The 26,056-nt window shown below is 53.7% G+C and carries 22 protein-coding genes and 1 pseudogene; 15 read left to right on the top strand and 8 right to left on the bottom strand.

Annotated elements, in window-relative coordinates; translation table 11 throughout:
* The first annotated feature begins 177 nt into the window (after positions 1-177).
* From ACERJC_RS07285 to ACERJC_RS07255, 7 genes and pseudogenes are all read left to right on the top strand, one after another.
* Positions 178-987, top strand: a complete 810-nt coding sequence (locus tag ACERJC_RS07285; RefSeq protein ID WP_373671361.1) for a DUF2971 domain-containing protein — start codon at positions 178-180, stop codon at positions 985-987.
* 89 nt (positions 988-1,076) lie between these two features.
* Positions 1,077-1,673, top strand: coding sequence for a glutathione S-transferase family protein (locus ACERJC_RS07280; protein ID WP_373671360.1), 597 nt, complete (start codon positions 1,077-1,079; stop codon positions 1,671-1,673).
* A 324-nt stretch (positions 1,674-1,997) separates the two neighbouring features.
* Positions 1,998-4,637, top strand: a complete 2,640-nt coding sequence (locus tag ACERJC_RS07275; protein ID WP_373671359.1) for a YdbH family protein — start codon at positions 1,998-2,000, stop codon at positions 4,635-4,637.
* The gene (locus tag ACERJC_RS07270) at positions 4,634-4,825 is read left to right on the top strand and encodes a YnbE family lipoprotein (protein ID WP_152404514.1); all 192 of its coding nucleotides are present in this window, start codon (positions 4,634-4,636) and stop codon (positions 4,823-4,825) included. The genes ACERJC_RS07275 and ACERJC_RS07270 overlap by 4 nt, the downstream gene beginning before the upstream one ends.
* Positions 4,826-4,832: 7 nt before the next feature.
* Entirely contained in the window at positions 4,833-5,156 is a 324-nt protein-coding gene (locus tag ACERJC_RS07265) for a YdbL family probable chaperone protein (RefSeq protein WP_178822946.1), read from the top strand.
* A gap of 113 nt (positions 5,157-5,269) precedes the next feature.
* Positions 5,270-6,157, top strand: coding sequence for an aldo/keto reductase family oxidoreductase (locus ACERJC_RS07260; protein WP_373671358.1), 888 nt, complete (start codon positions 5,270-5,272; stop codon positions 6,155-6,157).
* Positions 6,150-6,646, top strand: a pseudogene (locus ACERJC_RS07255) (GFA family protein). The gene ACERJC_RS07260 and the pseudogene ACERJC_RS07255 overlap by 8 nt, the downstream one beginning before the upstream one ends.
* On the opposite strand, the gene azoR reads toward ACERJC_RS07255, so the two are convergent.
* Entirely contained in the window at positions 6,594-7,199 is a 606-nt protein-coding gene (gene azoR / locus ACERJC_RS07250) for an FMN-dependent NADH-azoreductase (protein WP_043000613.1), read from the bottom strand. The pseudogene ACERJC_RS07255 and the gene azoR overlap by 53 nt on opposite strands.
* Before the next feature lie 201 nt (positions 7,200-7,400).
* Between azoR and hrpA the strand changes: the two genes are divergently transcribed.
* Entirely contained in the window at positions 7,401-11,303 is a 3,903-nt protein-coding gene (gene hrpA, locus ACERJC_RS07245; protein ID WP_373671357.1) for an ATP-dependent RNA helicase HrpA, read from the top strand.
* An 889-nt stretch (positions 11,304-12,192) separates the two neighbouring features.
* On the opposite strand, the gene ACERJC_RS07240 is transcribed toward hrpA, so the two are convergent.
* The 4 genes from ACERJC_RS07240 to ACERJC_RS07225 form a co-directional block, all read right to left on the bottom strand.
* Positions 12,193-13,569, bottom strand: a complete 1,377-nt coding sequence (locus ACERJC_RS07240) for an efflux transporter outer membrane subunit (RefSeq protein WP_373671356.1) — start codon at positions 13,567-13,569, stop codon at positions 12,193-12,195.
* Entirely contained in the window at positions 13,566-14,648 is a 1,083-nt protein-coding gene (locus tag ACERJC_RS07235; RefSeq protein WP_371896404.1) for an HlyD family secretion protein, read from the bottom strand. The genes ACERJC_RS07240 and ACERJC_RS07235 overlap by 4 nt, the downstream gene beginning before the upstream one ends.
* A gap of 41 nt (positions 14,649-14,689) precedes the next feature.
* A complete protein-coding gene (locus tag ACERJC_RS07230) occupies positions 14,690-16,342 on the bottom strand; it encodes an MFS transporter (protein WP_371305388.1) in 1,653 nt (550 codons plus the stop codon).
* Positions 16,343-16,498: 156 nt separating this feature from the next.
* Positions 16,499-17,818, bottom strand: coding sequence for an MFS transporter (locus ACERJC_RS07225; RefSeq protein WP_152404527.1), 1,320 nt, complete (start codon positions 17,816-17,818; stop codon positions 16,499-16,501).
* A 391-nt stretch (positions 17,819-18,209) separates the two neighbouring features.
* Here ACERJC_RS07225 and ACERJC_RS07220 point away from each other — a divergent pair, with 391 nt between their 5' ends.
* Together ACERJC_RS07220 and aldA are read left to right on the top strand one after the other, a co-directional pair.
* Positions 18,210-19,004 (top strand): YdcF family protein, encoded by a 795-nt coding sequence (locus tag ACERJC_RS07220; protein WP_373671686.1) that lies wholly within the window; start codon positions 18,210-18,212, stop codon positions 19,002-19,004.
* Between the two features lie 197 nt (positions 19,005-19,201).
* Positions 19,202-20,641, top strand: coding sequence for an aldehyde dehydrogenase (gene aldA / locus ACERJC_RS07215; RefSeq protein ID WP_373671355.1), 1,440 nt, complete (start codon positions 19,202-19,204; stop codon positions 20,639-20,641).
* A 39-nt stretch (positions 20,642-20,680) separates the two neighbouring features.
* Here the strand turns inward: aldA and gap are convergent, their stop codons facing one another.
* The gene (gene gap / locus ACERJC_RS07210) at positions 20,681-21,682 is read right to left on the bottom strand and encodes a type I glyceraldehyde-3-phosphate dehydrogenase (protein ID WP_178827946.1); all 1,002 of its coding nucleotides are present in this window, start codon (positions 21,680-21,682) and stop codon (positions 20,681-20,683) included.
* A 188-nt stretch (positions 21,683-21,870) separates the two neighbouring features.
* Between gap and cybB the strand changes: the two genes are divergently transcribed.
* Both cybB and ACERJC_RS07200 read left to right on the top strand, forming a co-directional pair.
* On the top strand, positions 21,871-22,398 hold the full coding sequence (gene cybB / locus ACERJC_RS07205; protein ID WP_152404532.1) for a cytochrome b561: 528 nt from the start codon (positions 21,871-21,873) through the stop codon (positions 22,396-22,398).
* A 208-nt stretch (positions 22,399-22,606) separates the two neighbouring features.
* Positions 22,607-22,918 carry a cupin domain-containing protein gene (locus tag ACERJC_RS07200; protein ID WP_286633343.1) on the top strand — a complete coding sequence of 104 codons (312 nt, stop codon included), beginning with the start codon at positions 22,607-22,609 and terminating at the stop codon, positions 22,916-22,918.
* A gap of 99 nt (positions 22,919-23,017) precedes the next feature.
* Here the strand turns inward: ACERJC_RS07200 and cspF are convergent, their stop codons facing one another.
* Positions 23,018-23,230: a cold shock-like protein CspF gene (gene cspF / locus ACERJC_RS07195; protein WP_052746894.1), complete on the bottom strand. Its 213-nt coding sequence runs from the start codon at positions 23,228-23,230 to the stop codon at positions 23,018-23,020.
* Positions 23,231-23,529: 299 nt separating this feature from the next.
* Between cspF and cspE the strand changes: the two genes are divergently transcribed.
* Entirely contained in the window at positions 23,530-23,745 is a 216-nt protein-coding gene (gene cspE, locus ACERJC_RS07190) for a transcription antiterminator/RNA stability regulator CspE (RefSeq protein WP_152404534.1), read from the top strand.
* 207 nt (positions 23,746-23,952) lie between these two features.
* Here cspE and ACERJC_RS07185 read toward each other — a convergent pair whose 3' ends face one another.
* Positions 23,953-24,123, bottom strand: a complete 171-nt coding sequence (locus tag ACERJC_RS07185) for a YnfU family zinc-binding protein (RefSeq protein ID WP_167337380.1) — start codon at positions 24,121-24,123, stop codon at positions 23,953-23,955.
* A 432-nt stretch (positions 24,124-24,555) separates the two neighbouring features.
* On the opposite strand from ACERJC_RS07185, the gene ACERJC_RS07180 reads away from it, so the two are divergent.
* The gene (locus ACERJC_RS07180; RefSeq protein ID WP_046480941.1) at positions 24,556-24,831 is read left to right on the top strand and encodes a metal/formaldehyde-sensitive transcriptional repressor; all 276 of its coding nucleotides are present in this window, start codon (positions 24,556-24,558) and stop codon (positions 24,829-24,831) included.
* 32 nt (positions 24,832-24,863) lie between these two features.
* Positions 24,864-25,982 (top strand): S-(hydroxymethyl)glutathione dehydrogenase/class III alcohol dehydrogenase, encoded by a 1,119-nt coding sequence (locus ACERJC_RS07175; RefSeq protein WP_152404536.1) that lies wholly within the window; start codon positions 24,864-24,866, stop codon positions 25,980-25,982.
* Positions 25,983-26,056: the final 74 nt, after the last annotated feature.

Below are 26,056 nucleotides of genomic sequence, written 5' to 3'. Positions count from 1 at the left end.
CATACTAAATCGCTTCGGTATTGTCTGGATTGATATGCTAATTCACCGTTTGAAATTTTCAGTTTGCTTTAAAAATAGATAAATGATCGGTTTGACAAACTTCATGTTTTTTATTCAATCATCCATGTTACCATTAATGATAATGGATATTTACATCGTTTATGTTAAGAGGCAGAAATGGATGGTTTGATCTATCACTATACTTCTGAAAATACCTTTAAAAGCATGATGCAATCAAAAAGTATCTGGCTTACAGACTTGAGAAAGATGAATGATGACACTGAATATATTTCGGGCTTTAAAATCATAAGTGAATATATTAGAGAGTTCTTTCCCATCTTGAGTGAAGAGGTTGCTAAGCTATCCCCAGAAAATATGGGCGATGATTTTATGATTCTTATTTCTTCGTTTTCTTTATCGGGAGACTCTCTCGGTATGTGGAGGGGATACGGTGACTTTGGCAGTGGGATCTCGTTTGGCGTAGAACATGCTGATATGTCTATGATTAATTTAGTAAACAGATACGTTGAGAAAGGAGGGCCTGTTTTCGGTAAGGTGATGTTTTTCGGGGTTATTTATAATGAAGATAATTTTAAAGAATGTTTGCGTGGTTATTTAGAGCATATAAGCAATCAGTATAGTAAAAATGATAAAGTGCATCAGTCAATGGCTATTGGAAAACTTAAATCAGTCGTTGTAAGACTTTCTTCGCTATATAAGCACCATGGTTATTATGATGAACAAGAATTCAGAGGTCTTATTGAGGTTATGGGGAAAAACGATCCATATAAAATCTTAGAAAGAAGTACCTCCTTTGGTGAGGCTAAATATTATAAAATGGATCTTGCTGTTGGCGATTATATGCCAGTCAAAAAAGTAGTGCTTGGACCTAAGAATAAAACCACAATAAATGACATGCAGGAGTATCTGAAATCCATTAATATCAATGGTGTCGATGTGATCAAGTCAGAAATCCCATTCAGGTAGTGAGCAACGGTTCGACCAGGTCTTCAGAACAGTGAGTTGCACGAGTGATTCTTTGTCGAAACTGATTTTGAAAACAAAGGAGTGTTACCTTGAACATCTATACTTACCCTAAAAGCAGATCGCTCAGAGTGCTCTGGACCCTTGAAGAAATTGGCGTAACGTATGAATCTACAAAAGTCGATCTCCTGAGTCCTGCTTCCGGAGTCAAATCACCGCATCCTTATAGAAAAGTCCCCTATTTGACGGACGGAAACGTCTCTCTTAGCGAGACAATGGCAATATGTATATACATCTGTGAGCAACATCCCGGAACATCTCTGTATCCCGAAAATTCGGCAGAAAAAGCGGCTGTTAATTCATGGATTAGCTTTGCCCTGACCGATCTGGAATCACCTGTCTGGAATTTACTGAAACAGAGAGTGTTAACGCCGGAAAATCTGCGCTCTACAGAGTTAATGAACTACTTCGGAAATGAAGCAAGCAAAGTTCTCTCCCAAATTCAATTTAATCCAGATTACGCATGGATTGCGGGAGACAACTTTACCCTGGCCGATATTTTTATATCTCATACGTTGCTATGGGCAAAAGCCTGTGGTTTAGAAATAGACAGGGAGGTAGACAGTTACATACTCAGAGCGATGAGCCGGCCTGCATTGCTGAGGGCACAGGACAGGAATAATCGTTAAAGACGGCATTTGCCTAATCATACGGACTCCGAGACCGTCGTGTTCAGGCGATTTCCTCTATCCCCGCTGGCCTCTGATTTTTACACCGCCGGGGCTTGGGGCAGGATTGAAGGCCATAGTTTGCTCGCTATTGCTCAATATCAGGCTTTAGATTTATCTGATAACCCACTGTAATTTATCTGACTTTCTGATTTTTAAGAGGGTGAAAAATTGTGTATGTCATCCCGGAGCATCTATTCTTAATCTGGGCATGTTTCACTAAACATGACACAATAGCAGCCTAATTCGGCTTAATTTTTCGCTAAATCAGGATATTAACTGCCCATGAAGGGTAAATATAAAGCCGTTCTGGCGCTTCTGTTACTCGTGATCCTCGTGCCGCTGACGTTGGTGATGACGCTGGGGCTGTGGGTTCCCACGCTTGCGGGCATCTGGCTGCCGGTCGGAACGCGCATTGCGCTGGATGATAGCCCCCGATTCACGCGCCACGGTTTGCATATTCCTGAGCTCCGCTATCTGGTTGATGACTGCCAACTGGCCCGTGTCAGTCAGGCCCGCTTGTCGCATCCCAGTCGCTGGCAACTGGACATCGGCACGCTTGAACTCGACTCCGCCTGTCTGGCAAAACTGCCGCAGGTGGAACAATCTCCCGCCGCGCCGCGTACGCTTGCCCAATGGCAGGCCATGCTGCCCAATACCTGGATAACTATCGACAACGTCATTCTTTCCCCCTGGCAGGTGTGGCAGGGCAAACTGAACGTCTCGCTGAGCGCTTCGGTTCAGCAACTTCGTTATCAGGGCGACAAAGTGAAATTTCAGGGTCAACTGCGCGGTCAGACACTGACGGTAAGTGAGCTTGATGTCATGGCATTTGAAGGACAACCGCCGGTCAAGCTGGTCGGTGAATTCACGATGCCGCTGGTGCCGGATGGACTGCCGGTGAGCGGGCACACCGTCGCTACGCTCAGTCTGCCGCAGGAGCCGTCGTTGGTCGATGCGGAACTGGAATGGCGTGAGAATGCCGGACAGTTGATCGTGATGGCGCGGGATAATGCCGATCCGCTGCTCGATCTGCCGTGGGAACTCACGCGCCAGCAGTTAACCATCAGCGACGGGCGCTGGTCGTGGCCTTATCAGGGCTTCTCCCTCAGCGGGCGTCTGGGCGTGAAGGTGGACAACTGGCAGGAAGGCATCGAGAAAGCAGCAATCAGTGGACGATTGAATGTGCTGACCCAGGGGGACGCGGGGAAAGGCAACGCGGTGCTTTCATTTGGGCCAGGAAAACTGAGCATGGACAACAGCGCGATGCCGCTGCAACTGACCGGTGAAGCCAAGCAGGATGATTTGGTTTTCTATGCCAGACTTCCTGCCCAGTTGACCGGCAGCCTGACCGATCCGGAACTGGCGTTTGGTCCTGGCGCGCTGCTGCGTTCGCGCGGACGGGTCATCGACTCGCTGGATATTGACGAAATCCGCTGGCCGCTGGCGGGCGTGAAGGTGACACAGCGCGGGGTGGATGGACGATTGCAGGCGATCCTGCGCGCTCATGAGAATCAGATGGGGGATTTTGTCCTGCACCTGGACGGCCTGGCGAATGATTTTCTGCCCGATGCAGGGCGCTGGCAGTGGCGCTACTGGGGCGAGGGAAGTTTTACCCCGATGCACGCTAAATGGGATGTGGCAGGCAAGGGCGAGTGGCATGACGACACGATCACGCTGACCGATTTGTCTACGGGATTTGACCAGCTTCAGTACGGCACCATGAAGGTTGAAACGCCCCGTCTAGTCATGGATAAACCGGTTGAATGGGTACGTGATGCGGCGCACCCTCGATTTAGCGGGGCGCTTTCGTTTGATGCCGGGGAAACCCATTTTTCCGGTGGTAGCGTCTTACCCCCCTCAACCCTTAAGTTCAGCGTGGAAGGGCGCGATCCGACATTTTTCCTGTTCAAAGGCGATTTACATGCCGGCGCGATCGGCCCCGTGAGGCTCAACGGTCGTTGGGATGGCCTGCGTTTACGCGGTCAGGCCTGGTGGCCAAAACAGTCGCTGGAGGTGTTCCAGCCGCTGGTGCCGCCGGAGTGGAAAATGAAACTACGCGAAGGTGAGCTGTATGCTCAGGTGGCGTTTTCAGCGGCAGCGGAACAGGGATTCGAGGCCGGCGGTCACGGCGTCTTAAAAGGCGGCAGCGCATGGATGCCGGATAACCAAATTAACGGCGTCGATTTCGTGCTGCCGTTCCGCTTTAGCGCGGGTGCGTGGCAACTGGGGACGCGCGGACCGGTTTCGCTGCGAATTGCTGAAGTGATCAATCAGGTGACCGCCACGAATATCACCGCCTTCCTGGAAGGGGCCTATCCGTGGAGTGAAGCGGATCCGCTGTTGCTCACGGATGTGAGTGTGGATGTATTGGGCGGCAAGGTTTCCATGCAACAACTGCGTATGCCGCAGCACGATCCGGCGCTGGTGCGGGTGCAAAACATCTCTTCAAGCGAACTTATCAGCGCGGTTAATCCGAAACAGTTTGCGATGTCCGGGCCGGTGAGCGGGGCGCTCCCTCTGTGGTTGAACAATGAAAAATGGATTATCAAAGACGGCTGGTTAACCAATCCCGGTCCGATGACGCTGCGTATCGATAAAGACACCGCAGATGCGGTGGTGAAAGATAACATGGCGGCAGGGGCGGCGATTAACTGGTTGCGATACATGGAGATTGCCCATTCATGGACCAAAATCAATTTAGACAATTTGGGGGTATTGACGATGCAGGCGCAGATCACCGGCAACAGCCGGGTGGATGGCAAGGTCGGCACGGTGAATCTCAACTATACCCATGAAGAGAATGTCTTTACGCTGTGGCGCAGTCTGCGCTTTGGCGACAATCTCCAGGCATGGCTTGAACAAAACGCGGCGCTGCCGGAAAAAAACTGTCCGCAAGGCAAGGAATGTGAGGAACCCCAATGAAAACAATGATAGCCATGCTGGCGCTTCTTCCGCTGTGGTTAGTGACGGGCTGTACGCCGCGCATTGAAGTCGCGGCGCCAAAAGAGCCCATCACTATCAATATGAACGTCAAAATTGAGCATGAGATCCATATCAAAGTGGATAAGGACGTTGAAAGCCTGCTCAAATCCCGCAGCGACTTGTTCTGAGGTCATGATGAAAAGAACCTTAATCCTGGCGACGCTCATTCTGAGTTTGCTGAGTGGGAGCGCCCTGGCGCTGACGCTAAATGAGGCCAGAACCGAGGGTCGGGTCGGTGAGACGTACAGTGGCTATCTGGTGGCGCTGAAACAAGACGCGCAAACGCAGGCGCTGGTCAGGGATATCAATAAAGCGCGCAGCGTAAGTTATCAGCAGCTCGCACAAAGCCATAATCTACCCGTTGATGAAGTGGCGAAAATGGCCGGACAGAAACTGGTTGAGCGTGCGAAACCAGGAGAATATGTCCAGGGCATTAACGGCAAGTGGTTACGTAAGTAATTCGTCGTATCTGCGATCTGCGGCTTTCCGTTTTGCTGAGTTGGGCGTAATAATTTGCAGGGTAAGTTTCTATACTCTCTTTTCTAACGCGCTATTCAGCAGAAGGGGCAGTTATGGCAAGTCATGGTAAATCTGACACGTTTTCACTCGGTTCACGGCAGGTCAAACGCATAGGATATGGGGCAATGCAACTGGCGGGGCCAGGGGTTTTTGGTCCACCGCGCGATCGTCATGTTGCATTGACGGTGCTTCGGGAAGCGATCGCGCTGGGGGTCAATCATATTGATACCAGCGATTTTTACGGTCCGCACGTCACCAACCAAATCATTCGCGAAGCGCTGCATCCTTATCCGGACGATCTGGTGATTGTCACTAAAATCGGCGCTCGTCGTGGAGACGATGCTTCCTGGTTACCGGCGTTCTCACCCGAGGAACTCAGGCAGGCGGTTCACGATAATCTGCGCAACCTCGGTCTGGATGTGCTGGATGTCGTTAACTTACGCATTATGCTGGGCGACGGTCACGGCCCTCATGAAGGATCCATTGAGGAGAGTTTCAGCGTGCTGGCGGAGCTTCAGCAGCAGGGACTGGTCAAACACATCGGTCTGAGCAATGTGACCGCACGCCAGGTGGCGCAAGCGCGCAGCATGGCAGACATCGTTTGTGTGCAGAATGAATACAATATTGCCCATCGCCAGGATGATGCGTTAATCGACATGCTGGCAGAAGACGGTATTGCTTACGTTCCCTTTTTCCCGCTGGGCGGGTTCACGCCGCTGCAATCCTCCACGCTCTCAGATGTGGCCGCGAGCCTCAATGCGACGCCGATGCAGGTCGCTCTGGCCTGGTTACTGCACCGCTCGCCGAATATTTTGCTGATACCTGGCACGTCGTCGGTGACGCATTTACATGAAAATATGGCCGCTGGCGATCTGATTCTTTCAACTGACGTGCTGGCGACTCTGGAGGGGATATCAAAAGAAGGACAGACCGATGACTGAAAAAAGAGCAGCACAATGCCACTGCGGCGCCGTCAGATTTACCGTTCAGCTCAGTGACGGTTTTAATACGGTCCGGCGCTGTAATTGTTCATTTTGTCGGATGCGGGGAGCGGTGGTGGTCTCTGCGCCCCTGATGGGAATAGAGATTCTTACGGGAAAAGACAAGCTCACGGAATACCGCTTCAATACCGGCACCGCCAGGCACTTCTTTTGTTCAGTGTGCGGGATTTATACCTTCCATCAACGCCGATCCAGCCCGGATCAATACGGGGTTAATGTGGCATGTATTGAAAACGTGTCGCCGTTTGATTTTCCCTGTGTAGAAGTCACAGACGGAGTGAACCATCCGAGTGATGGTGTGAGTCAGGGAGTGGTGGGTTATTTACGCTATCAGAGCAAATAAAAAAACCTCCCGCCGGAGCGGGAGGGGAAGAACTTACGCGGCAACCACGCTATCGATGGCGGCTTTTGCGTCAGACTGCGCTTTAGACGCTACTTCCGGACCGTAGGCGATCCCTTCTGCGAACACGAAGTTCACGTCGGTGATGCCGATAAAGCCGAGGAAGACTTTCAGGTACGGCGCAATCAGGTCGGTCGGCGTATCTTTGTGGATACCGCCACGGCTGGAGAGGATCACCGCGCGTTTGCCGGTTACCAGACCTTCCGGACCTTTCTCGGTATAGCGGAACGTCACGCCGGCACGAGCAATCAGGTCGAAGTAGTTTTTCAGCTGCGTCGGGATGTTGAAGTTGTACATCGGCGCGGCGATAACAATCACGTCGTGCGCTTTCAGTTCAGCAATCAGCTCATCAGACAGCGCCAGCGCGTCCTGCTGACGAGGCGTCAGCGGCGCGTCGCTCGGGCGCAGGGCACCCACCAGTTCGCCATCCAGTACCGGGATTGGATTGGCAGCCAGGTCACGAACGGTGATTTCGTCAGCAGAGTGCTTTTCACGCCACTGTTCAACAAAATAATCAGACAACTGACCAGACTGAGAGTACCCTGCCAGAATACTGGATTTGAGAACTAATACCTTGCTCATGGGTGTTTCCTTATAGGTGTTTGAATGGGCTGTGCCCCGTTGCTTGTTGACACTTTATTCACAATCCTGTCGCAGAGAAAGCGCAATATATCGAATCCTATGTTCGAATTTATTGAACAACACACAAAATGCGCTGATGTGGTACTCTATTCCAATCATTTAGAAGAGATTTAACCAGGCAGAGCACTGCCTTTTAACGCTATGACAGAACAACAAAAATTAACCTTCCACGCATTACAACAGCAGCTGGATTCACTGATGCTGCGCGACCGGCAGCGCTTTTCGCGTCGCCTGCACGGCGTGAAGAAGGTTAAAAATCCTGATGCACAACAGGCCATTTACCAGGAGATGGCGAAAGAGATTGAACAGGCGGCAGGTAAAGTTGTGCTACGCGAAGCAGCACGACCGTTGATTACCTACCCGGAAAACCTGCCCGTTAGCCAGAAGAAACAGGCGATCCTCGAGGCCGTTCGCGACCATCAGGTGGTGATCGTTGCCGGGGAAACCGGTTCAGGTAAAACCACACAGTTACCGAAAATCTGCATGGAACTGGGGCGCGGGGTGAAAGGGCTGATCGGCCACACCCAGCCGCGGCGTCTGGCGGCGCGTACGGTAGCTAACCGTATCGCCGAAGAGTTGCAGACGGAGCCGGGCGGGTGCATAGGCTATAAGGTGCGCTTTAGCGATCACGTCAGCGACAACACCATGGTCAAGCTGATGACCGACGGTATCCTGCTGGCGGAAATTCAGCAGGACCGTCTGCTGATGCAGTACGACACCATCATTATCGATGAAGCGCACGAACGTAGCCTGAACATCGATTTCCTGCTTGGCTATCTGAAAGAACTGCTGCCGCGCCGTCCGGATCTGAAAATTATCATCACATCCGCCACCATCGACCCGGAGCGCTTTTCGCGCCATTTCAACAATGCGCCGATCATAGAGGTTTCCGGGCGCACTTATCCGGTGGAAGTTCGCTATCGACCGATCGTTGAAGAGGCGGATGACACCGAGCGTGACCAGTTGCAGGCCATCTTCGATGCGGTAGACGAACTGGGTCGAGAAAGTCCAGGCGACATCCTGATTTTCATGAGCGGTGAGCGCGAGATCCGCGATACCGCCGACGCGCTGAATAAACTGAATCTGCGCCATACGGAAGTGCTGCCGCTGTATGCGCGACTGTCGAATAGCGAACAAAACCGCGTCTTCCAGTCGCACAGCGGGCGTCGTATTGTGCTGGCGACCAACGTAGCGGAAACCTCGCTGACGGTGCCGGGCATCAAGTACGTCATCGACCCGGGCACCGCGCGTATCAGTCGCTACAGTTTCCGTACTAAAGTCCAGCGGCTGCCCATTGAACCGGTATCGCAGGCTTCAGCCAACCAGCGTAAAGGCCGCTGCGGGCGCGTTTCCGAAGGCATCTGTATTCGTCTCTATTCCGAAGACGACTTCCTGTCGCGCCCGGAATTTACCGACCCGGAAATTCTGCGCACCAACCTGGCGTCGGTCATTTTGCAGATGACCGCGCTGGGGCTGGGTGATATCGCCGCGTTCCCGTTTGTCGAGGCGCCGGATAAGCGCAACATTCAGGACGGCGTGCGTCTGCTGGAAGAACTGGGCGCGATTACTACCGATGAACAGGCGACGGCCTATAAACTGACGCCGCTGGGGCGTCAACTGAGCCAGTTGCCGGTGGATCCGCGTCTGGCGCGAATGGTGCTGGAAGCGCAAAAACACGGCTGCGTGCGCGAGGCAATGATCATCACCTCGGCGCTGTCGATTCAGGATCCGCGCGAACGCCCGATGGACAAGCAGCAGGCGTCCGATGAGAAACACCGTCGCTTCCACGACAAAGAGTCCGATTTCCTCGCGTTTGTGAATCTGTGGAACTATCTCGGCGAACAGCAAAAAGCACTGTCGTCAAACGCCTTTCGCCGTCTGTGCCGGACCGACTATCTGAACTATCTGCGCGTGCGTGAATGGCAGGATATCTACACCCAACTGCGTCAGGTGGTGAAAGAGCTGGGGATTCCGGTAAACAGCGAACCGGCGGAGTACCGCGAGATCCATATTGCGCTGCTGACCGGGCTGTTATCGCATATCGGTATGAAAGATGCCGATAAGCAGGAATATACCGGTGCACGTAACGCGCGCTTTTCGATTTTCCCCGGTTCCGGCTTATTCAAAAAACCGCCGAAGTGGGCGATGGTGGCGGAACTGGTGGAAACCAGTCGCCTGTGGGGACGTATTGCGGCGCGGATCGATCCCGAGTGGGTGGAACCGGTTGCTCAGCATCTGATTAAGCGTTCCTACAGCGAACCGCACTGGGAGCGGACGCAGGGTGCGGTGATGGCGACGGAAAAGGTGACCGTTTACGGTCTGCCGATTGTCGCCGCGCGTAAGGTGAACTACAGCCAGATTGACCCGGCGCTGTGCCGCGAACTGTTTATCCGCCATGCGCTGGTGGAAGGCGACTGGCAGACGCGTCATGCCTTTTTCCGTGAAAACCTCAAGCTGCGCGCCGAAGTGGAAGAACTGGAACACAAATCGCGCCGCCGCGACATTCTGGTGGACGACGAGACGCTGTTTGAGTTCTACGACCAGCGCATCAGCCATGACGTGATTTCCGCCCGTCACTTTGATAACTGGTGGAAGAAGGTCAGCCGCGACACGCCGGATCTGCTGAACTTTGAAAAGAGCATGCTGATCAAAGAGGGCGCAGACAACATCAGCAAGCTGGACTATCCCAACTTCTGGCATCAGGGCAATCTGAAGCTGCGGTTGAGCTATCAGTTCGAACCGGGTGCGGATGCGGACGGCGTGACCGTACATATTCCGCTGCCGCTGCTCAATCAGGTCGACGAAAGTGGTTTTGAATGGCAGATACCGGGCCTGCGCCGCGAACTGGTGATTGCGCTGATTAAGTCGCTGCCCAAACCGGTGCGGCGCAACTTTGTGCCAGCACCGAACTATGCCGAGGCGTTTTTAGGCCGCGTAACGCCGCTGGAACTGCCGTTGCTGGACGCGCTGGAGCGTGAACTGCGGCGGATGACGGGCGTAACGGTTGACCGCGAAGACTGGCACTGGGATCAGGTGCCCGATCATCTGAAAATCACTTTCCGGGTGGTGGATGATAAAAACAAGAAGCTGGAAGAAGGGCGCTCGTTGCAGGAGCTGAAAGACCGGCTGAAAGGGAAAGTGCAGGAAACGCTCTCGGCGGTGGCCGATGACGGTATCGAACAGAGCGGGCTGCACATCTGGAGCTTTGGAAAACTGCCGGAAAGTTACGAGCAGAAACGCGGTAATTACAAAGTGAAAGCGTGGCCCGCGCTGGTGGATGAGCGCGACAGCGTGGCGATCAGGCTGTTTGATAATCCGCTGGAGCAACAGCAGGCGATGTGGTCAGGTTTGCGCCGTTTGCTGTTGTTGAACATCCCGTCGCCGATCAAATACCTGCACGAGAAGCTGCCGAACAAAGCCAAACTGGGTCTGTATTTCAACCCGTACGGCAAGGTACTGGATCTGATCGACGACTGCATTTCCTGCGGCGTGGATAAGCTGATTGATGCCAATGGGGGACCGGTCTGGACGGAAGAAGGCTTTGCCGCGCTGCATGAGAAGGTTCGCGCTGAACTGAACGAGACGGTTGTGGAGATTGCGCAGCAGGTCGAACAGATTCTGACCGCGGTCTTTACCATCAACAAGCGACTCAAAGGGCGCGTGGATATGGCGATGGCGCTGGGCCTTTCTGATATCAAAGCGCAGATGGGCGGGCTGGTGTATCGCGGGTTTGTCACCGGTAACGGTTACAAACGCCTTGGCGATACGCTGCGTTATCTGCAGGCGATTGAAAAACGTCTCGAGAAACTGGCGATTGATCCCCACCGCGATCGCGCGCAGATGCTGAAAGTCGAAAGCGTACAGCAGGCATGGCAGCAGTGGTTTAACAAACTGCCACCGGCGCGGCGCGAAGACGAGGATGTGAAAGCGATCCGCTGGATGATTGAAGAACTGCGCGTCAGCTACTTTGCCCAGCAGCTGGGGACGCCGTATCCGATTTCGGATAAGCGTATCCTGCAGGCGATGGAGCAGATTAGCGGGTAATTCAGTGCCGGATGGCGGCTTCGCCTTATCCGGCCTACGCGTTCAATGGCATCGGATGAGAATGACGCGTTCCGGCGAGCGCCGGATGACAATGCATTGTTGTTAGGCCCGATAAGCGCAATTCGTAGGCCCGATAAGCGCAGCGCCATCGGGCTCCGGTGATGCATTCCACCTGTCGCCCGGTCATTCAGTGCCGGATGGCGGCTTCGCCTTATCCGGCCTACGCGTTCAATAGCATCGGGTGAGAATAACGCGTTCCGGCGAGCGCCGGATGGCAATGCATTGTCGGTAGGCCCGATAAGCGCCGCGCCATCGGGCACCGGTGATGCACTCCACCCGCCGCCCGGTCATTCAGTGCCGGATGGCGGCTTCGCCTTATCCGGCCTGCACGTTCAATAGCATCGGGTGAGAATGACGCGTTCCGGCAAGTGCCGGATGGTAATGCATTGTTCGTAGGCCCGATAAGCGCCGCGCCATCGGGCACCGGTGATGCACTCCACCCGCCGCCCGGTCATTCAGTGCCGGATGGCGGCTTCGCCTTATCCGGCCTACGCGTTCAATAGCATCGGATGAGAATAACGCGTTCCGGCGAGCGCCGGATGGTAATGCATTGTTCGTAGGCCCGATAAGCGCAGCGCCATCGGGCACCGGTGATGCACTCCTCCTGCAGCACAGTCATTCAGTGCCGGATGGCGGCTTCGCCTTATCCGGCCTACACGTTCAATTGCATCGGATGGGAATGACGCGTTCCGGCGAGTGCCGGATGGCGGCTTCGCCTTATCCGGCCTACGCGTTCAATAGCATCGGGTGAGAATGACGCGTTCCGGTGAGCGCCGGATGGCAAAGCATTGTTCGTAGGCCCGATAAGCGCCGCGCCATCGGGCACCGGTCAGACACTCCACCCGCCACCCAACGCTCTATACAAATCAATCTGCGCCAGCAGCAGGTTGTTTTTCACCTGCACCACGCTGGTCTGTACTGAGAACAGCGTACGCTGCGCGTCCAGCACGTCGAGATACGAGGAATAGCCGTTACGATAGCGGTTTTGCGCGATTCGCAAGGTCTCCTGTGCGACCGCCTGTTGCGCCTGCAACTCCTGCAACTGCTCCTGATAACGGGTGATGGCATCCAGACTGTCGTTCACTTCTCTGAAGGCGTTGCGCACGGTTTTCTCGTAACCGTACAGCGCCTGATTGCGCTGCGACTGCGAAATATCCACCTGCGCGTTCAGCGCCTGACGGTTTAACAGCGGGGCAAGAATGCTGCCGCCAAGACTCCACAACTGGAGGGGATTATCGAGAAGCGCGGGCAGGGTGCGATCCTGTATCGATCCGCCTGCAGTGAGATTGAACGACGGTAGCAGGCTGGCGCGGGACGCCGCCAGTGAGGCATCGGCAGCAATCAACTGACGCTCGGCCTGGACAATATCCGGACGGCGATTAAGCAATGTTGACGGAAGCTGCGAGGGAATCTTCAGCGGCGTCAGCGCCTCGAAATCCGCGCTGCGATCGACGCGTTGCGGGTTAGCGCCAAGCAAAATGCTCAATGCGTTCTCCTGCTGGGCAATCTGATGTTGCAAGAGCGGAATTTGCGCCCGCGTGGAGCGCAGTTCAGAGTCGGACTGCATGAGCTCCAGGCGCGAACTGTAGCCCGTTTCATACTGGCGTTTAGCCAGATTCAGCGCCTCTTCGCGGGATCTCACCGTCGCCTGGGTCACATCCAGTTGTTCATCAAGCGCCAGCAGCGTGACATACCCGGAGGCGACCGATGATGCGATGGTCAAATCTGCCGCAGCGGCCGCCGCTTTTTGCGCCTCCAGCGAGGCCTGCGCCGCACGCGCCGTGCTGCGGTTAACCCCCCAGATATCGACGTCATAACTGGCGGTCAGGCTGCCTTTATACAGTGTACTGTAAATGGGCAGTCCGGTGGCGGCGGACTGTGCGCGGGCGCGGGCACCAGCAAGGCTGGCATCCAGTGAGGGAAACAGGCTGCCCTGCGCGGCATAGACCTGCGCCTGGTATTCATTGATGCGCTCACGGGCGATCAGCACATCGCTGTTATTATTCAGCGCCTGATCGACATACTGATTCAGATAACGATCATGAAAATTTCGCCACCACACCTGCTCTGCGGGGCTGGCGGGGCCGCTGGTTGCTCGCCAGGCAGCGGGGATTGTCAGCGAGGATGTCGCGGGCTGAACATCGACAGACTGACAGCCAACCAGCAGCAGGGCGACCGCCACGCCCGACAAGGGGCGGAAGGTCATGGTTTCACCTCCCGGGTATCAATATGCACCTGTACCGACATGCCGGGGCGCAGCAGCGCGACATCCTTTGGCTTGCCAAGCACTTCCACCCGTACCGGGATGCGCTGGGCTATTTTCACGAAGTTGCCGGTCGCGTTATCCGGCGTGATGGCGCTAAATTCCACGCCCGTTGCCGGCGAGATACTCTCAACGCGGCCTTCATACTGTTTATCGTTTAAGGCATCGACGCTAAATTTCACCGGCTGACCGACGCGGAGGTCGGCCAACTGCGTCTCTTTGATATTCGCGATGACCCAGTGCTGAGGCGGGACCAGGGTGGTGAGATGCGTACCGGCAGTGACGTATGCCCCAAGCCGTACGGCGATTTGTCCAAGCTGACCGTCGCGCGGGGCGATGATCCGCGTGTTTTGCAGATCAATTTCCGCCAGTTCCAGCGCGGCTCTGGCGTTTTCCACATCCGCCTGCAACGCGTCGCGGTTAACAATCACGGTCTGCAAATCCTGGCGCGACATGTCCAGCGTCGCCTGGGCCTGATCGATATCCGCGCTGCCCTGCGCCGCGCTGGCGAGGGCGGCGTCACGCTCACGAATCGACAGTGAGCCATCAGCCGTCAAATCTTTCACTCGTTTCAGATCGGCCTGGGTCTTCAGACTTTGCGCTTTGGCATTTCTCAGAATGGCCTCGTTGCGCACAATCACGGCTTCCGCGCTTTTACGCTGCTGCTGGTTATTGTTGAGCGCGGCGATTTTCATCGCCAGCTGCGCCTGAGCCTGATGCACTCGCTGACGATAGATGCGGTCATCTATCTGCAATAACAGATCGCCTTTTTTAACCTGCACGAAATCCTGCACGTTCACCTGGGTGATGTAGCCGTTTACCTGCGGGCTGATAAATGTCGTTTGCCCGCGCACATAGGCGTTATCGGTAAACTGCGTATGGCGGGTAAACGGCGGAAGCTGCCACGCATACAGGATCACCAGCACGCCGACGATGCCAATCGCTGCAGCGGCAAAAATGGAGACAATGCGCAAATTATTGCGGGTGTGGGCCTGCTCTTTGGCGGCATCCTGCTGACTCATAACTGCTCCTGAGAGAACACTTTCAACATCATTATTTTCCGTTATTTGGTACCTGTGGCTTTCTTCAGCGCCAGATGCGCCGTCACGCGCAGACGCAGCAGACGCCAGAAAATCCACACCAGCGTGGCGGTAGCGATGCTGGCCGTCAGCAGGTAAGTATCATTGTAGGCGAGGATATTGGCCTCAAGGGCGCTAACGTTCTGCAGTTGCAGCACGGCCTGGGTGTCCAGCAGTGCGCTGTCGCCAATCAGGCCCTTGTACATCTGCGTATAGAGCTGTAGCCGCTCATTCACCAGCGGATTAAGCGTGGTGAGCTGGTCGGCCAGCAGACTGGAATGGTATTTTTCGCGCCAGGTTTGAAAGGTGCCGAGGATCGCCGACCCTAACAGGCCGCCGATGTTTTGACTCATCCCAAACAGCACGGAAAAGCTGACCAGATTTCGCGGATCGGCGACAACGCCACCGATCCCGGCCAGCATCGCCGGGGCGAGAAAGAACGCGCTGCCGAAGCCAAGCAGAAACTGGCTAATCATCAACTGATCCGCACGCGTCAGGTTATTCGACTGGCTGTCCAGCAGCGAGGCAACGATCATCAGCACCAGCGAGGTGACGATGGGCCAGGCTAGCCGCGTCGGCTTAATCGTCAGACAGCTGGCGACAATGCCGCAAACAATCCCGGCAAAGATCGACCACGCGAGCCAGGTCATCTGCTCGTTCTGTAGTCCGGCATACTGCAGCCAGCCAATCACACCGGTATTTTGCTCCGCCAGGACAATGCGGATCAGCAGCATAATCAGCCCGAGACGTAAGATACTGCCGCTCGACAACCAGCGGGTATTGAGCAGGGGGTTGCTGCGGTTATGTTCAAACGTGATGGCGGCAATGATGAGCACCGTTGCCAGCGCCAGCGACCAGCCTATCCACGGCGCTTCAAACCACCAGTCCAGGCGCCCCAGCGACAGCACGGCGCAAAGTAATGCCATCCCCGGTGCCAGTAAGATAAACGTGATGAAGTCTTTCTTTTCAAACACCTTTTTGCGATCGCCCGGTGGTAGCTTCAGGGCGATGACGCAGCCCAGCGAGATCAGCGCCAGACCCAACTCAAAAAAGTACAGGCCGCGCCATTCATCAAGCTGTAGCAGTTCAGTCGAAAACAGACGGGCTATTGGGATCGCCAGAGAGGAGCCGGTAATCCCTATCGTCAGCGCTTTGAGACGATGTTTCGCCGGCCACGCCTGAATCTGATAATAAATCCCCAGCGAACTGAGCGCGGCGGCGACCATGCCGTGCGCGGCACGCACCATGAGTGCAGAGCTCAGATCGTTAACAAACAGGTGGAAGAAGGTGACCAGCACGTACAGCACCAGAAACCCTTCGGTGAACGCCCGCAATCCGTATTGCTGGCGAAATTTCACCAGTAGCAGGTTGATAGAGACATTGGTCATCACGTAAACCGCGGGTAGCCATGCGATCTCCGTTGACCAGGCCGCAAAGGTGCCCTGCAAATTTTGCAGGTTGGCGGAAACCATCGCGTTGCCTAATGCCCCCGTCAGACACACCAGCAGGCCAACGACACCATAAGCGATACGTTTTGGCGTGCTGTGAACAGGCGTTGAGGGAGAGCCCAGCAGAGCCGGTTTTTCGTGAGGCTGCCAGTCGCGAGGCGCGTAGGGATCGCGTTGAGGCAGACGCATAAGGTTTTTTACCTTCATTGAATCTATTTATTAGCAGGCTAATGGTAATGTGTGTTACGTAAATTATAAATCAAGTGAATAGGAAAACGCCTGGTAAATCAAATGTTCCGTGCAGGTATTACATCAAAGCGGCCAGAGGGTCTGGCCGCGAAGGGATTACAACACGTCGGGTTGGGCGTTGATCGCCGGGTTACGCTTCACCCGGCTGGCAAAGAAAATGGCAACCAGTGATATCGCCACGGTAGTGAGCAGATACCACGCCACGGGCACCCAGTCGCCGTCATATTTCGCCAACAGACCGGTGGCGATAAGGGGCGCGGTACCGCCCGCCAGCGCGGCGCCAATCTGGTAGCCAAGGGTGATGCCGGTGTAGCGAACGTTGGCGCTGAAGATTTCGGAACACAGTGTTCCCAGCACCGCCGTCACCGGAGCCCAAAGCACGCCGAACATCACGATTGTCGCCAGCATAATGCCCCAGGTGGTGCCGGTATTGAGCAGCAGGAACCACGGCACGATAAACAGGCCAAGCAGGGAGACGCTGATGGCATACATCCGTTTACGCCCGATCTTGTCCGACAGCAGGCCCATCAACGGGATCATCACGGTGGCGATCAGCGCGCCAACGGTGACGGCTTCCAGCACCTGAGATTTCTGATAGCTGAGGGTGCTCGTGGCATAGCTGACCACAAAGGTCGAGAAAATATAGAACGGTGCGGTTTCCACCACCTTCAACCCGGCGGCAATCAACACTTCACGCCAGTGATGGGTCAGCGTATCGCGCAGCGGCGCTTTGGCGACCTGACCAGACGCTTTCACTTTTTTAAAGTCCGGCGTTTCGTCGATATCCCGACGGATCCACAACCCTAACAGCACCAGCACGGAGCTCAGCAGGAACGGAATGCGCCAGCCCCAGGAGAGAAAATCCTCTTCGCTAAACAGGGTCATCAGCGACACGATAAACGTCGCCATCAGCATCCCAATTGTCACGCCCGCCTGTGGAATACTGCCGAAGAAGCCTTTGCGTTTTTCCGGCGCGTACTCATAGGCCAGCAGCAGCGCGCCGCCCCATTCGCCGCCAATGCCCATCCCCTGGATGATGCGCATCAGAATAAGCAGGATAGGGGCCCAGATACCGATCATGTCATAAGTGGGCAGCAGGCCAATCATCACCGTTGCGCCGCCCATCAGGGAAAGCGTCAGTACCAGCGTCTTTTTACGCCCGATGCGATCGCCGATGTGGGCGAAAATCACCCCGCCAATCGGGCGAATGAAAAAGGTCAGAGAGAAGGAGAGATACGAGAGGATTAGACCGATCACCGGGTCGACCATCGGGAAGAAAATCTTGTTGAACACCAGCGCTGCCGCGGTGCCGTACAGGAAGTAGTCGAACCACTCAATCGCACTGCCGGTCAGACTGGCGACGAGTACTTTCTTATTTTTCTTCAGAATAGCCGTACTGCTTTCATGGGTTGTCATTACCTTAAAACCTCCGCCAGAGAACAAAGAAGGTGTCACCTGGCAGCGCGGCAGGTGCAACCTGTAACGTTAAATGGTTGTAAAATTGTTAATCAAACTAGGTGCGTTCTTAACATTTAACAAGCGACGTCGTGCGGGAATGGGCTAAAAAGAGAGTGATTTGGCAGTGTTATTTTCTGTATGAACAGAAGTTATAGCGTTAATCATTTATAAAATGGCGGAAAAACAGGATAACATGCAGGTGCAACCGCCCGGTTTTTAGACGTTTTGTGTTATTTCACCCAGATGACAAAAAAAGCGTCGAAATATCAATCACCAGCCTTTCAGAGAGATCTGCTGTTTATTCAGCGCGGGTGCGGTACTCTGCTGCAATGAGAGGAGGAGCCTAATGATGCATCCGTTCCCGAAACTTTCTGCCACCACCCTTGAGGCTATCAATACGGTGGGGCAGTGGCTGGCGCAGGATGACTTCTGCGCAGGGGCCGCTTACCCGGCAGACTGCGTGGTGCTGGCGGGCAATGCCGTCATCCCGACAATTGACGCCGCCTGTCGAATTGCTCACGAGCAAGCGATCCCGCTGCTGATCGCCGGTGGGATTGGTCACTCCACGACCTTCCTGTATGCCGCCGTCGCTCAACATCCGCGCTACAACACGATTCAGACTACCGGTCGCGCCGAAGCTGCCATTCTGGCGGATATTGCCCGGCAGTTCTGGCACATTCCCGCAGACAAAATCTGGCTGGAAGATCAGTCAACCAACTGCGGAGAGAACGCCCGTTTTAGTGCGCAGATCATCGCGCAGGCCGCAACGCCGATTAACACCGCCATTGTGGTACAGGATCCCACGATGCAGCGGCGCACGGTGGCGACCTTTCGCCGGGTGACCCGTGACGATCCGGACGCGCCGCGCTGGTTAAGCCATCCGGGGATTACGCCCGTATTGTGCCAGCAGGAAGACGGTGTCGCGTTCGCCAACGACCCTGACGGCCTGTGGACCGTCGATCGTTATTTAGCGCTGGTGGTGGGAGAAATCCCGCGCTTGCGCAATGATGAAACCGGCTATGGTCCACGCGGGCGTGATTTCATTGTGCATGTGGATTTCCCGCCAGAGGTCGAGGCCGCATGGCAGATCCTGCAACAGGATGCGGCGCTGAATGACGCGATGAACACCCGTTCGCTGCGCTAGCGTCTGCCCGTTTGGGCGTATTTTCTCCCAAACGGGCAAAACGCAAAGGCCTGCCTTTTTGTTCTCCCCAGCCCGATCCCCCTCTTTTATGAAGCAGTTCACAGAATCACGACGCCAGGCGGGATCGCTGAGGCATGATTGATATTTATTAACAATAGTTTTACTTGTTAAAAACAATTCAATCACAGGAGCAGCGCATGTCAGTACCCGTACAACATCCAATGTATATCGATGGACAGTTTGTGACCTGGCACGAAGATGCCTGGATTGATGTCGTCAACCCGGCAACCGAAGCGGTGATTTCGCGTATTCCTGATGGTCGTGCTGAAGATGCGCGTAAAGCCATTGACGCCGCCGATCGCGCTCAGGCCGACTGGGAAGCGCTACCGGCGATCGTTCGTGCGGGCTGGCTGCGCAAAATTGCCGCCGGGATCCGCGAGCGCGCCGATGAAATCAGCGCCTTAATCGTCGCGGAAGGGGGGAAGATTCAGCAACTGGCGGAGGTGGAAGTCTCCTTTACCGCCGATTACCTCGACTATATGGCAGAGTGGGCTCGCCGTTATGAAGGCGAAATTCTGCAAAGCGACCGCCCCGGTGAGAATATTTTGTTGTTTAAGCGCGCGCTGGGGGTCACCACCGGGATCCTGCCGTGGAACTTCCCGTTCTTCCTCATCGCCCGTAAATTGGCTCCGGCGCTGCTTACCGGAAATACCATCGTGATTAAGCCCAGCGAATTTACACCCAATAACGCCATCGCATTTGCCAAAATTGTCGACGAAATTGGCCTGCCGCGCGGTGTGTTTAACCTGGTGCTGGGGCGCGGCGAGACCGTCGGACAGGAACTGGCTGGCAACCCGAAGGTGGCAATGATCAGCATGACCGGTAGCGTTGCCGCAGGTGAGAAGATTATGGCGACGGCGGCGAAGAACATTACCAAAGTGTGCCTGGAACTGGGCGGCAAGGCACCGGCCATTGTGATGGATGATGCCGATCTTGACCTTGCGGTAAAAGCAATTGTGGATTCCCGGGTCATCAATACCGGACAGGTCTGTAACTGCGCTGAGCGCGTATACGTACAAAAAGGGATTTATGACCAGTTTGTGAACCGTCTGGGTGAAGCCCTGAAGGCGGTACAGTTTGGCAATCCTGGCGAGCGTAACGACATCGCCATGGGACCGCTTATCAATGCTGCTGCTCTGCAACGTGTTGAGCAGAAAGTGGCGCGTGCGGTACAGGAGGGCGCGCGGGTGGCGCTCGGCGGTAAAGCCGTTGAGGGTAAAGGTTATTATTATCCGCCCACGCTGCTGCTGGATGTCCGTCAGGAGATGGCCATTATGCACGAAGAGACTTTCGGTCCGGTGCTGCCCGTTGTGGTCTTCAACACGCTGGAGGAGGCCATCGCGATGGCGAATGACAGCGACTACGGTCTGACGTCGTCAATTTATACGCAGAATCTCAACGTGGCGATGAAAGCCATTAAAGGGTTGAAGTTTGGTGAGACCTATATTAATCGCGAGAACTTTGAGGCGATGCAGGGTTTCCACGCGGGCTGGCGTAAGTCGGGGATTGGTGGTGCTGACGGCAAACACGGGCTGAACGAATACCTGCAAACCCAGGTGGTCTATTTGCAGTGCTGATCGGCGAAGAAGAGCGGAGGTTTCCCTCCGCCTTTACGCTTAGCGTTTAATGAATTTATCAAGGGTACGGATAAGCTGCGTCACAAAGCCGTATTCGTTGTCGTACCAGGCCACCGTTTTCACCAGTTGCAGATCCCCCACCTCGGTGATTTCAGTCTGGGTGGCATCAAACACGGAACCAAAATGGGAGCCGATGACGTCAGAGGAGACAATTTCTTCATCGGTGTAACCAAAAGATTCATTGTTTTGCGTCGCTTTTTTCAGTGCGTTGTTAACCTCTTCCGCCGTCACTTTTTTAGCCAGAATCGACACCAGCTCGGTGACGGAACCTGTTTTCACCGGAACGCGCTGTGCATGGCCCTTCAGCTTGCCGCTGAGATCCGGAATAACGAGACCGATCGCTTTCGCCGCCCCCGTGGTATGCGGGATGATGTTTTCGGCTGCCGCACGCGAGGCGCGCAGATCCTTCCCACGCGGGCCATCGACCAGCGACTGCGTGCCGGTGTAAGCGTGAATCGTGGTCATGGTGCCCACCTTAATACCAAAGTTGTCGTGCAGGGCTTTGGCCATCGGCGCCAGGCAGTTGGTGGTACAGGAGGCCACCGAAACAATTACATCACTGGCATTCAGCGTGTCATCGTTAACGTTGAAGACGATGGTCTTCATGTCCCCTGCAGGCGCGGAGATCAGCACTTTTTTCGCACCAGCATCAATGTGTGCCTGAGATTTCTCGGTTGAGGTATAAAAGCCGGTGCATTCAATGATGACTTCCGCACCTTTGGCTTTCCACGGGATATTTTTAGCGTCTTTCTCTGCATAAACCGCGATCGTTTTCCCGTCAACAATCAGCGCGTCTTCCGTAAAATCAACGCTCCAGGGGAACGGGCCGTAGTTTGAGTCATGCTTAAGCAGATAGGCGAGGATTTTAGGGGAGGTGAGGTCGTTGATTGCGACCACATCAACATCGCTTTTGACTTCCAGTAACCGACGCAACACCAGACGACCAATACGACCAAAACCGTTAATGCCAATTTTACTCATGATTAACTCCTGTGAGGTTGTCGCGGACATTCTTTTTTCCCTACCAGGCATAGTCCAGTATGGCGGGGTGAGCAATCGCACTTCTTGCCGTTGAGCCTAACTGACTGATAAGCAGTGAAGAAAAATTAATGAATTTTTAACAAAAGCTCGCTATGTTGTCGCTTTATTGTTTTTACTCAGGAAGTGTTATGGGCAATAAGTACTCAAGCCTGCAGATTGGCATCCACTGGCTGGTCTTTTTACTGGTGATTGTGGCCTACTGTGCGATGGAATTTCGCGGCTTTTTCCCGCGCAGCGACCGTCCCGTGATTAACATGATTCACGTTTCTTGCGGGATAGCCATTCTGGTTCTGATGGTTGCGCGTTTGCTGATCAGACTGAAATATCCGGCTCCAGCCATCGTGCCGAAACCTAAACCGATGATCACCGGACTGGCACATCTGGGGCACCTGGTGATTTATCTGTTGTTTATTGCACTGCCATTGATCGGCCTGGTGATGATGTACAACCGCGGGAATCCATGGTTGGCCTTTGGTCTGGTGATGCCGTACGCGGCAGAAGGCAATTTCGAACTGGTGGATACGCTGAAGTCCTGGCATATCACGCTGGCGAATCTCGGCTATTTTGTCATTGCGCTACATGCCGCCGCCGCGCTGATGCACCATTATTTCTGGAAGGATAATACGCTGCTGCGGATGATGCCGCGTAAGCGATAAGGTGATTTTCGCCCGGTGCGGGGAGACTCCCCACACCGGGTGCTACTGATGACCCGCTGTGCAAAGCCATCGGGTTGGTGGTATATACGAGAAGGGTTCCGGCTTCCTTTCTGCGTTGCGATGCCTTTGCGGAGCAGCAGGAGCCGTGAGATAAGGTTATTTCACATTTTGTTGATACCACTAACGCGTTTCTGCGCCTGGAGAAAATATGGATTTTTATAGCAGCAGGGAATTTACCGGTTCTAAAGCCTGGGACTCTCAACATATTGCCAGCTTTGATAACGTCAGCGTAAAACTTCACTGGACCGATCAACCCTACAAGTGGCATATCAATGATGGACAAGAGGTTTTTGCTGTAATGGATGGCAGTGTTGAAATGCGATACAAAGAAGACGGTAAGGTTAACAGTAAGATACTGCATGCCGGTGATATTTTTTATGCAAGTGAAGGGACAGAACACATCGCTCATCCACAGGGGGTGGCCCGGGTTCTTGTTATTGAAAAAGAAGGCTCAGTCTAATCCTGTTTTTCTTCGCCTCGCGATATCATTGATAATGTGGCGCGGCTGGTACTAAGCCGCCAGTTGCGAGGGCATCAGAAATAAAAGTGTCATTACAGGTCATGAAAAATAAACATTCGCTGCTGATGGCCCACGCAGACCATTTATCCGACAAAACTCAACGCGTAGCCCAGGGGTAAGTTTTTCTGAATCGCGGAGGTTGAGTGCTGAAATGTGAAGCTGAACATCTATACGGCCATCGGAGGGGGTGATAAGACCTTTGCCACTTTTGTAGTCAAAGGTTTTGACAATTCCTGTCATTTTACGGGACAAACAAATTCCTTAATACTGATAACCCGGTGCACTATACAGATGATTTGAAAGAAAGCCAGCGTTTTCTGGTGGGTATAAAGGAGTCCGGATGGCTAAAATAAACATTGATTAATTGGTATGACCGTGCGTTAATGGCGACGTCGGTTTGAAGAACAGACGATATACAAAGTAGTTTACTAAAGCAGTTCTCATTTCAGGTGTTATTCACTTATTCCTTCTTTGAGTCTCTCCAATAAGTACTAAGTAATTTCTGTAATAAAAACCATCTAAGCCGAAAGGCTCAATTTAAGGAATATAAAATGTCAAATAAAATGACTGGTTTAGTAAAATGGTTTAACGCTGATAAAGGTTTCGGTTTCATTACTCCTGCTGACGGTAGCAAAGATGTTTTTGTGCATTTCTCCGCTATTCAGAATGATAATTACCGTACCCTGTTTGAAGGACAGAAAGTCACATTCTCAATAGAGGATGGCGCTAAAGGTCCTGCGGCAGCGAATGTCGTTACTACAGAGTAAAATCCAACGCTTTGTCTGTATGCGATAACGAAGAAGGCTGTTGCCTGAGTAGACATATCGACAGAGTGGGTAGGGGCTGGCTTTCCCCAAAAGCATCACAATTTAAATTAAGCACATAAACCCGCAATTGCGGGTTTTTTATTATATCAATTGACTAATGATATATATTTTTTGCTATTACATGCACTCGAGGGAGGATCAAAACACTCAGGCAACGGCTTTGAGATTTGTCTGGAAAACTTTATTGCAATGAGGGCAAATCAAAAGAGCACCTTTTTGTACTCTTGAAAAACTGTGTTGAGATTCTTTGGCGCAGTTTGGGCAGGAACAGTTGACAAGATAATTGCGACGTGATTTTGAGTCTTTACGTTCTGACATAGGCTTTTCCTGTATGAATGGACATCAATAATACACCAAATAACAAAATAAATCTCATGTTTATTTTGATAAGCATAAATTCCGCGTACCCGAAATGTTTATTTAGAACACTTTTATGTCAGGCTCCGGGAATTACCTCCTTTCACATTAAAAAAACGGAAACCTGATACGCCCAGCGCATCCGGGTTATCGGAGGTGATAGGGCTAAAGGCATGCACGACAAAGAGAGTATTGCCAGGATTATCCTGGACCGCCGTCCTTGTACTTGCAGCCGGGGAGGTGGGCGTGTTTCGGGAGCGCCAAAAAGACGGTGTGTGTTTACATATGTACTTCAATACAAGCCTGTAACATACTGATTTTGATAAAATATTATATTTCACAAATTGTTAATATTTATGATAGTATACCCCCCTATAGTATACAGGAGGGCGTATGCCACATTCACCCGCAGATAAAAAACGTATTCTGACTCGCGTACGGCGCATTCGGGGGCAGGTGGATGCTCTGGAGCGTGCGCTGGAGTCCGGCGAACCTTGCCTGGCTATCCTGCAACAAATCGCCGCGGTTCGCGGCGCGTCCAATGGCTTAATGGGCGAAATGGTTGAGATCCACCTGAAGGATGAACTGGTGAGTGGTGAAACCACGTCTGACCAGCGCGCCGTGCGCATGGCTGAAATCGGCCACCTTCTTCGCGCTTATCTAAAATAAACCTATCACCTCGCAATAAAGGGAAGAGACAGATGAAATCACGTGCAGCAGTCGCGTTTGGCCCCGGCCAGCCGCTTAAAATTGTTGAGATTGACGTCGCACCGCCGAAAAAAGGTGAAGTGCTGGTCAGGATCACCCACACCGGTGTGTGTCACACTGACGCGTTTACGCTTTCTGGCGACGATCCGGAAGGGGTATTCCCGGCGGTTCTGGGACATGAAGGCGGTGGTGTGGTGGTCGAGGTCGGCGAAGGCGTTACCAGCCTGAAACCGGGCGACCATGTCATCCCGCTGTATACCGCCGAATGCGGCGAGTGCAAATTCTGTAAATCCGGGAAAACCAACCTCTGTCAGGCCGTACGTGCCACCCAGGGGAAAGGCCTGATGCCGGATGGCACTACCCGTTTTTCTTATAACGGCGAACCTATCTATCACTACATGGGGACCAGTACCTTCAGCGAATACACCGTGTGTGCGGAGATCTCACTGGCAAAAGTCAACCCGCAAGCGCCGCTGGACAAGGTCTGTCTGCTGGGCTGCGGTGTGACAACGGGGATTGGTGCCGTGCATAACACCGCGAAAGTCAAAGAGGGCGACACCGTTGCCGTGTTTGGCCTTGGCGGAATTGGTCTGGCGGTGATTCAGGGCGCCGTGCAGGCGAAAGCCGGACGTATTATTGCCGTCGATACCAACCCGGAAAAATTCAAACTGGCGGCTGAAATGGGGGCAACCGACTTCATCAACCCGAAAGACGATGACAAACCGATCCAGGAGGTGATTGTTGAACTCACCGATGGCGGCGTCGACTTTAGCTTCGAATGTATTGGTAATGTGAACGTGATGCGCGCGGCGCTGGAATGTTGTCACAAAGGGTGGGGCGAGAGCATCATCATTGGTGTTGCCGGTGCGGGCCAGGAAATTAAAACCCGTCCGTTCCAGTTGGTGACTGGCCGTGTCTGGCGTGGTTCCGCATTTGGCGGCGTAAAAGGGCGAACCCAGTTACCCGGGATGGTGGAAGACGCGATGACCGGGAAAATCCAGTTGGATCCGTTCATTACCCACCGCCTGCCGCTGGATCAAATCAACGACGCGTTTGACCTGATGCACGAAGGTAAATCCATCCGTACCGTTATCCATTTCGGCGATAACTGATTCATCCGCCAGCGGAAATCTCCGCTGGCGCTCTCCTGTTTTTAACATAAATGTTGTCAAACTGTGACGAAATC

Origin of the sequence: Citrobacter telavivensis (assembly GCF_041807075.1) — a bacterium.
GTDB classification, from domain to species: domain Bacteria; phylum Pseudomonadota; class Gammaproteobacteria; order Enterobacterales; family Enterobacteriaceae; genus Citrobacter_A; species Citrobacter_A telavivensis.
The sequence above is the reverse complement of the archived record's forward strand: the minus strand, read 5'-3'. Positions and strand labels throughout refer to the sequence as shown.